This window comes from Microcoleus sp. B13-B6 (genome assembly GCF_036705405.1).
Lineage (GTDB): Bacteria > Cyanobacteriota > Cyanobacteriia > Cyanobacteriales > Microcoleaceae > Microcoleus.
Window position 1 is genome coordinate 1 of record NZ_JAUBUJ010000176.1, and the last position, 9511, is coordinate 9511.

General features: G+C 47.0%; 3 protein-coding genes. All 3 read left to right on the forward strand.

Annotated elements, in window-relative coordinates:
* On the forward strand, nt 1–5163 hold a 5163-nt coding region (locus tag QUB35_RS37450; protein ID WP_333147926.1), incomplete at its 5' end, for a S8 family serine peptidase.
* Between the two features lie 261 nt (nt 5164–5424).
* Nucleotides 5425–5925 carry a hypothetical protein gene (locus QUB35_RS37455; protein ID WP_333147929.1) on the forward strand — a complete coding sequence of 167 codons (501 nt, stop codon included), beginning with the start codon at nt 5425–5427 and terminating at the stop codon, nt 5923–5925.
* Nucleotides 5926–5996: 71 nt separating this feature from the next.
* A partial coding sequence (locus QUB35_RS37460; RefSeq protein WP_333147931.1) for an FG-GAP-like repeat-containing protein occupies nt 5997–9511 on the forward strand: 3515 nt, incomplete at its 3' end.

Below are 9511 nucleotides of genomic sequence, written 5' to 3' on the forward strand. Positions count from 1 at the left end.
GCCCATACTGCTACCAGTAACGATACTAACTATAACAGCATCACAATTGGGGCTGTTAATGTCGCCATTACCGATAATGACACGGCAGGTTTCAGCATTGCACCTACGAACATAACTGCTACAGAAGGTGGCGCAAATGGCAGTTACAAAATCCAGCTAACTTCGGAACCGAAGGCACCGGTTACTATCAGTTTCAATACTGACAATCAACTTAATCCGATCGCCACACCTATTACTTTTGACAGCACTAACTGGAACGTTGCTCAAACTGTCAGTGTTACTGCGCTCGACGACAATGTAGCACAAGGAACCCACAGCGGCACGATTTCTCACACAGCTACGAGTAGCGATGCAAATTATAATGCGAAAGTCATTCCCAATGTGACAGCATCGATTACAGATAACGATAGTCCCGGTATTTCTCTTGTCCAATCAGGAGGCGGAACAGCTATTGCTGAAGGCGGTGCAACGGATAGCTACGGCGTACTTCTGACTACCGCACCTACTGCAAACGTCACGATTAATTTTGACACGGGCAATGAAATTAATGCGATCGCACCTGTCACTTTCACCCCGAATAATTGGAATGTTGCTCAAAATGTCACTGTGACGGCGATAGATGACAGCATAGCGCAAGGAACCCGCAGCGGCACGATCGCTCACAAGTCTGTCAGTACAGATACTAATTATAACAACCTGACGATTTCTCCTGTGACTGCGACGATTGCTGATAACGACACGACGGGTGTGAGTATTTCACAACAGAGTACAACTGCTACAGAAGGCGGTGCCACAGGCAGTTTTACACTCAAGTTAAATTCCCAGCCAACTGCACCAGTTACTATCAGCTTTGATGCGGGAAATCAAATTAATGCGATGGGTGCAATTACCTTCGACGCTACTGACTGGAATGTTGCCAAACCCGTGACAGTAACGGCTACAGACGATGCGGCTGTGGAAGGAAATCATGCGGGGGCGATCGGGCATACTGCTACCAGTACCGATGTTAAATATAACAGCATCACAATTTCCCCTGTTAGTGTCACCATTACTGACAACGACACTGCGCCAACCCCAACACCAACACCTCCTACTCCCACACCTCCTACTCCCACACCTCCTACTCCCACACCTCCTACTCCCACACCTCCTACTCCCACACCTCCTACTCCCACACCTCCTACTCCCACACCTCCTACCCCAACACCTCCTACTCCAACACCTCCTACTCCAACACCTCCTACTCCCACACCTCCTACTCCCACACCTCCTACTCCCACACCTCCAACCCCTACACCTCCTACTCCCACACCTCCAACCCCTACACCTCCTACTCCCACACCTCCAACCCCTCCAACACCTCCTACACCAACCCCAACACCAGCCCCAACACCTGCTGGAATTACCGTTAATCCTGTAAGTGGATTAATCACGACAGAATCAGGGGGAACAGCAACATTTGATGTCACACTCAACAGCCCACCTACTGCTGATGTCAAAATAGATTTAGGAAGTTCCAATACAGCAGAAGGAATAGTTTCACCTGTATCGCTGACATTCAATTCTGGTAACTGGAATTCAACGCAGACAGTAACAGTGACAGGTGTTAACGACAACATTGTTGACGGCAATAAAGCTTACACAATTGTTACTGCCCCTGCTGTTAGTCCGGATAGCAAATACTCCGGGTTAAATGCAGCCGATGTCGCTGTTACCAACAATTCCCCAGCAACAGACTTAGCTGGAAACACTCCAAGTACATCCCTCAAAATCAATGCAACTTCTAATCTCAGAAACTATACTGATGCAGTGAGTAGTAATTATCCAGATTACTACAAATTCACTTTAGGAGCTAACAATGACTTCAATTTATCAGTCGATGGCGTGAATGAAGATGTTAAGCTTGAATTGCTGGACAGCAATCAAAATGTCATTACAACAGCCCAAAACTCCGGCACTACTTCAAAGTCAATAAACCGGATTTTGGAACACGGCACTTACAGCATTCGAGTTTCTTCAGTTAATAGTGCGGAGACTCCATACACTTTAAACTTGTCTGCTTTGCCTCGCCTTGCCGGTATCACAACCACAGGATATGAAGGCCCTGCCTCCACAGCTACAACTTCGCAGCCCACTTCAACGACTGGAACTACTGGAAATTCTTCGGGCAACATCAATAACAACTTCCTCGCCAATAATGTCCTCGCCACACCGCGTTTTACTCCGATTAGTGGCATCAACAATCTTGTCAGAAGCGTCCAGACTAATATATTCAGTTCGCCGATCGCTAATAGCTTCTCGGACGCATCATATTCCTATGGTTTTGATGGCGGAAACGACCCAAAGGGTCGGTTGGTCTCTGCCAGTGTATCCAATGCACAAATAAATCTCGACAAATTCCGCGCCACACCCGGTTTTTCCGGTATCGACGGCCGCGGTTTCTCTGTAGCGATATTAGATAGTGGCATCGACTTAAACCACCCATTCTTTGGCCCTGACAGCGACTCAAACGGCATTAGCGATCACATCGTTTATAACTACGATTTTGCCGATGGCGACGCGGATGCTAGCGACCAAGACGGACACGGATCGAACATTGCCAGCATTATTGCCTCTCAAGACCCAACCTATACCGGGATGGCACCAGGGGCTAAGATTATCGACCTCAAAATCAGAAAGGATACTATACCTGCTGGTAGTTCCGACGAAATTAATAAGTTTCCGTATGTTGAACAAGCCTTGCAGTGGGTATTGCAAAATGCAGATGCTTACAACATTGCCAGCGTTAATATGGCATTCGGCAGCGGTGAAAGTTTTACCAGTCCTACTTCACTCTACGGTATAGGAGATGAACTGGCAGCATTGGCCGCGAAGAATATAATTGTTGCCTCTTCATCCGGCAACCGTTACTTCCAGTACCAGAATCCTCCAGGTGTAAACTACCCTTCAGCCGATCCGAATTCGCTATCGGTTAGCGCGGTATACAATTCGGATATAGATAGTTCCTCTTTGGGAAATTATTTTGCAAATAAGGATAATAGCACTAAGTATTTAGTAACTGCTAATACCACTGCTGCCGATCGCATTGCTCCATTTTCTCAGCGTAACGGGACATTAACCACAATTTTTGCTCCGGGGGCACCGATCACCGGGGCTGACAAAGATGGCGGTTTAAGCACCTATCACGGTAGCAGTCAAGCTACAGCCCACATTGGTGGTATCGCAGTATTAGCCCAACAGTTAGCACAGCAAAAATTAGGCCGCCGACTAACACCAACCGAGTTCGCCGACCTTTTGAAATCAACCGGTGTCACTATCAATGACGGCGACGACGAAGACGATAACGTTACCCACACTGGTCTTAATTACAAGCGCGTTGATGTGCTGGCTTTGGGTCAAGGTATTGTTGGCAATCACCCGCCACTGTTAAACTACGGCCCGAATACAACTCCGTGGCATTTCCAGAACTTGCGAGTCAGCTATGGAAGGAACTTCAAATACACCTTTCCGACAAACACTTTCACAGATCCCGATCCTGGAGATAGCCTCACCTACTCAGCCACTTTAAAAAACGGTGAAGCTTTACCGTATTGGCTGACTTTCAACCCGAATACCCGCACCTTCCAAGGAACAATTCCAGGGCCCCGAAATTTGGAAATTAAATTAACAGCAACGGACACATGGGGTGCAACTGCAAGTGATGTCATTTTAATGAAACTATCCAAGTATGGTGCTGTCATTGACGGTTATATCTCCGGTGCGACTCTCTTCTTGGATGCCAACAAAAACGGTGTCCTCGATGCCGGAGAGCCATCAACTACTACTGACTCCAACGGTGAATACGATCTTGATATTCCCTTCGAGACTTTCGACAAAAATCAAAATGGGGAAATTGATTCATCAGAAGGTAATTTAGTTGCTTTTGGAGGTACTGACACCGCCACCGGCTTACCCCTAGAAACACCAGTCACTGCACCACCCGATTCTACTGTTGTCACCCTCTTAACCAGCTTAGTCGCTGACTTAATCGACAAAGGAGTTGCACCGGAAACAGCGCAATCTCTTGTCAAATCTTCTCTGGCGATTCCCGCTGATGTTGACATCACCGATTTCGACCCCATCGGCGCCACCAACAACAACGAACCGGGCGGCGTCCAAGTCTTAGCAGCAATGGTGAAAGTCCAAAACTTCATCACTCAAACTAGCGCTTTGATTGACGGTACTTCCAGTGCAGCTAGCAAGGATATTGTCAAGGCTGTTGTCAGTTCAATTAGCGATCCAATTCAATCCGGTACTGTTTTAAATCTGAGCTCTTCAGCAGTTTTAGAAGCAATCATTCAGCAAGCTGCCGCGAAAATTCAGCAGATAGAACCCAGTTTCGACAGTCAAAAAGTTACCTCAATTGCCTCGCAAGCTGCGACAGTAATGGCAACAGCAAATCAGCGCATTGATTCTGCTGTCTCCAACCCAACAGGAACATCAATTCCTGAATCACTTGCCCGCGTCCAACAAGTAGCTTTGGGCCCAACTACTCAAGACTTCAAAGAAGTTGGTGCGGGAACTAAGACAATTTCCCAGGTAGTTACTGAGAATACTGGTGCTGCTTTAGATACCAAAATTCAAGCTGTGATATTACCTGCTGGGATTGCAACTCCTGTTGTCACCGGCGACGCAGATTTGGGCAGCAATTCCCCCGATCGAATTCTCGGTACAAATGGCGATGATACCCTGACTGGCGACAGTCCAAATAATGTTTTGCTGGGTCTGAGGGGTAATGATTCCCTCGACGGTGCGGTGGGGAATGACACTCTTTTCGGCGGCAAAGGTAACGATACTTTACTCGGCAGTAGCGGTGATGATGTCTTGTTTGGCAATCGCGGTGACGATTTGCTGAATGGCGGTTTGGGAAGTGATAGTTTGACGGGAGGGAATGGGGTAGATAAATTCTTGCTATCTACCAATTCCGGTACTGATACTATTACTGACTTTGAAGTTGGTAAAGACTTGTTAGTTTTGGGTAATGGTCTGACTTTCTCGCAATTGTCAATTACTCAAGAAAACAGTTCAACATTCATCCGCTTGTCCGCAACCGGAGAGATTTTAGCATCTCTGAATGGTGTGACGGCAAGTGCGATCGGTGTCGCAAATTTTGGCTCAATCTAATAGCAATAGGACTGATATGATGTCCGGTTAATCGACCATAATTCCTGTAGGGGCGGGTTCGCGGATATCTTTAAGAGAAACGAGAGATTCTGTAAACCCGCCCCGATATTCGACAGTACGATCGCGGCCGGGGCGGGTTTTTGAAATTGTCTATTAGCAGATATTGTTGGTGAACCCGCCCCTACCATCGACCTGATAATCGACCGCATTGGGTATAAGTCCCGATCGAGTAGTAGTGTATCCACCCATGAGGTTTTTGATATGAACAACGAAGATTCACAACCAATGTTTTTTCCTGTTTCTCGTTTCAAGTTGTTCGTGATGTCCCTAGTAACCTTGGGCCTCTATCAAATTTTTTGGTTTTACAAAAACTGGCAGCTATTCAAAGCCGCAACAGGAGACGACATTAGCCCATTTTGGAGAGCTGTTTTCAACGGTATTTTTTGTTATTCATTGATTACGAAAATTAGAAATAGGGCTAAATTGCGCGGTATTGATGCCAACTTTAGTCCATTCTTGCTGACTCTTGCTTGGTTTGGGCTTGCGCTGTGTGCCCGACTGCCAGACCCATACTGGCTAGTTAGTTTTTTATCTGTAATAGTTTTGCTTCCTGTTCAAGAGATTGTGAATGAACTGAACAGTTTAGCAGCCCCAAACCACAATCCTAACGATAGATTTTCGGTATGGAATATAGTAACTATCGCTGTGGGAGGCAGCCTGTTTGTACTTGCGATCGTCGGGACACTGATGCCAGCAACTTAGGTGCGATTTGCATCAGTTTCACAACTCGAAACATCAAAGATTACTGTTGTTAACTAATCGGTAAATTAATCATGTCTACTTTCAGTTCCGCAACCAACTTTCCTGTCGGCACAAATCCCCAATCCCTGACTGCCGAAAACTTTAATAACGACAATATCCCAGACTTAGCGATCGGCGGAACGGCTGTTTCCATGTTAATAGGGAACAGTCAAGGAGGATTTGACACTCCTGCCAACGTGAATCAATCGTCTAGTTACACTCCAATCGTAGCGGGTATTTTTAACAATGATAATTTTCTTGACCTAGCCCTAACTAGCTGGTCTGGTGGAGAATTTCCTAATGGTTACGTTTACATTTTACCAGGAACAGGTCAAGGTACTTTTGGCAATTCCATTTCCTTTAGTGCCGGGGAAAATCGACTCAGTGCGATCGGTGTAGGCGATTTTAACGCAGACAACTTATCAGACATAGTTGTAGCAGATGTTAACGGCCGCGTTGTCATCGGATTAAAAAACGCTCAAGGTAACTTTTTTACTCCTGAATATACATCTCAGGTGGGGACAAATCCAACGGCGATCGCAGCGAGAGACTTTAACGGCGATGGCAGCCTCGATCTTGCCATCACTAGCAGTGCTTCTAACAACGTTTCCATCCTACTCAACACGGGAGGCGCTGGTGCAGACAGATTTTCAATCCCGGTAAATTATGCAGTTGGCACTAATCCAACATCCATTGCAGCAGAAGACTTTAACGGTGACAACATCCTCGATCTTGCCATCACCAACAGCGTTTCTAACAACATTTCCATCCTACTTGGCACCGGTCAAGGTGCCTTTGCCAATGCCACCAACTACGCAGCGGGAGGCGATAGTCCGACCTCGATCGCAGTTGCCGACTTAAACGCCGACAGCAAACTCGATATCGCCGTTGCTAACAATCAATCAAACAACGTTTCTATCCTAGTTGGAACCGGTCAAGGCACCTTTAATAACCCCATTAATTATGCTGTCGGGACAAACCCAAAAGCGATCGCCATCAAAGATTTTAACGCCGACAACAAACCCGATCTCGCCACCGCCAATAGCGGTTCTAACGATGTCTCCATCCTGCTGAATACCACCGTTGAGGTCAATTTCGGCGCAGCCACTTACAGCGGCACAGAAGGAACAACAGATACCATCGTTAATGTCCCAGTCACCATCAGCGGCGGCACTCCCTTCAGCGATCTAGTTGTACCAATTGTTATCGACCCCAGCAGTACAGCTACCCAAGATTCAGACTACACTTTTTCACCTGCCACTCTCACATTCCCCGCAGGTACTAACACCCTCACTCAGAATGTTGCTGTCACTGTCAAAGCTGACAATATCGCAGAGAACGCCGAAACAGCAGTGTTCAGCTTTGGTACGATTACTGATGGGATTGCAGGTACAACAAAAGAAACAACACTAACTATTCCGGCCAATGACGCTATAGATTACGCCATTGCTGTCGGTACTGCCAGCCTCACCGAAGGCAACAGTGGCACTACTCCCGTTACTTTTACCGTGACTCGCAGCGGCGGGATTGATGCTGCCAGCAGTGTAAATTATGCAATTGGAGGAACTGCTACAAACAGCAGCGATTACAACAATATCGGCGGCACTTCTGGGGGAACTAGCATTACTGGTACGGTTAATTTTGCTGCGGGCGAGACATCGAAAACTCTTACTTTAGATGTGTTGGGCGATGCCATAATTGAACCGGATGAAACTATTACTGTTACTCTGTCAAATCCGGTTGCGCCCGGCCCGACTCCGACTATTACCGCTGCTACCGCTACAACTACGATCGGTAATGATGACACTGCCGGAGTCACCGTCAATCCTGCCAGCGGATTAGTGACGACAGAAGCAGGCGACAGCGCTACATTTACCGTTAAACTTAACAGTCAACCCAGTGCTAATGTTAGCATTGATTTGAGCAGTTCCAATCCCGCAGAAGGAACAGTTTCTAGCAATAGTTTAACTTTCACGCCTGCCAACTGGAATGAACTGCAAACAGTAAAGTTGACTGGTGTTGACGACAGCATTGCTGATGGTAGTAAAACTTACAATATTGTCACTGCTGCCACTGTCAGTACCGACATTAATTACAGCAATCTCAATCCCGATGATGTCAGCGCCAGCAACAGCGATAATGAAACTCCTGGCATTACGATTAATCCTGCCAGCACGACTGCAACGGAAGGCGGTGCAACTGGAAGTTACACTGTTCAGTTAAATAGTCAACCGATCGCACCTGTTACGATTAACTTAGCTACAGGCAGTCAAATTCAACCAATTACCGCACTTACTTTTACAGCGAATAATTGGAATGTCGCTCAAACTGTTGCAGTGGCTGCTGTGGACGACAATGCAGTTGAAGGAAATCATGCAGGTGCGATCGCCCATACAGCTACCAGTACCGATACTAACTATAACAGCATCACAATTGGGGCTGTTAGCGTCGCCATTACCGATAATGACACGGCAGGTTTCAGCATTGCACCTACGAACATAACTGCTACAGAAGGCGGCGCAAATGGCAGTTACAAAATCCAGCTAACTTCGGAACCGAAGGCACCGGTTACTATCAGTTTCAATACTGACAATCAACTTAATCCGATCGCCACACCTCTTACTTTTGACAACACTAATTGGAATGTTGCTCAAACTGTCACTGTTACTGCGCTCGACGACAATGTAGCACAAGGAACCCACAGTGGCACGATCGCTCACACAGCTACCAGTACCGATGCTAATTATAACGCGAAAGTCATTCCCAATGTGACGGCATCGATTACAGATAACGATAGTCCCGGTATTTCTATTGTCCAATCGGCAGGCAGTACAAATATTGCTGAAGGCGGTGCAACGGCTACCTACGGCGTGGTTTTGACTAGCGCACCTGCTGCAAACGTCACGATTAATTTTGACACTGGGACTCAAATTAGTGTGATCGCACCTGTCACTTTCACCCCGAATAATTGGAATGTGGCGCAAAATGTGACTGTTAGTGCGATCGATGACAGCATAGCCCAAGGAACCCGCAGCGGCACGATCGCTCACACCTCTGTCAGTACCGATATCAAGTATAATAACCTGACAATTTCTCCTGTGACTGCGACGATTGCTGACAACGACACGACGGGTGTGAGTATTTCACCGGAGAGCACAACTGCTACAGAAGGCGGTGCCACAGGCAGTTTTACACTCAAGTTAAATTCCCAGCCAACTGCACCAGTTACTATCAGCTTTGATGCGGGAAATCAAATAAATGCGATCGGTGCAATTACCTTCGACTCTACTAACTGGAATGTGGCGAAAGCAGTCACAGTAACGGCTACAGATGATACGGTTGTGGAAGGAAATCATGCGGGGGCGATCGGGCATACTTCTACCAGTACCGATGTTAAATATAACAGCATCACAATTTCCCCTGTTAGTGTCGCCATTACTGACAACGACACTGCGCCAACCCCAACCCCAACACCTCCTACTCCCACACCTCCTACTCCCACACCTCCTACTCCCACACCTCCTACTCCCACACCTCCTACTCCCAC

Bases quoted from the DNA above. Each gene is read 5' to 3' on its own strand.
- QUB35_RS37455 (WP_333147929.1), top strand. From the start codon at position 5,425: ATGAACAACGAAGATTCACAACCAATGTTTTTTCCTGTTTCTCGTTTC.